Source organism: Flavobacterium potami (assembly GCF_020026915.1).
GTDB classification, from domain to species: Bacteria; Bacteroidota; Bacteroidia; order Flavobacteriales; family Flavobacteriaceae; genus Flavobacterium; species Flavobacterium potami.
Genome location: NZ_JAINUY010000019.1, coordinates 1 through 372 on the forward strand (window position 1 = coordinate 1; position 372 = coordinate 372).

Here is a 372-nt window from a genome sequence, read left to right on the forward strand (position 1 = left end):
TCGATCCTGTTACGGATGGGAATGAGTCCAGATTTGCAACCAATGTTCCGTTGTTTACCGCAACTTTCGTAATCGCAGTATCACAGTTCGATGGATTGGTGATCTCGCAGATGCTGTATTCAACATCGTAGATTCCTGATGGCGTGTTAGGTGCAACTGTCACCGTTCCGTCTGCATTCAGTGTCAATCCTGCAGGTACGTTTACTCCCGTCAGTTTCACCTGACCTGGGTTCGTTCCGATTACTACCTGAACTCCGTTCAAGGTATCTCCAGCGATTACCGAATCTGTCGTCGTTCCGCCAACACTTCCGTTGATTGAAGGAACAAGTGTTTCTCCAACCGCGTCAATTACTGGCATGTCGATTACCACAC

1 protein-coding gene is annotated in these 372 nt (G+C 48.1%); it reads right to left on the minus strand.

Annotated elements, in window-relative coordinates; all coding sequences use genetic code 11:
• A partial coding sequence (locus tag K6T82_RS24085) for a hypothetical protein (protein ID WP_223711569.1) occupies positions 1–372 on the minus strand: 372 nt, incomplete at both ends.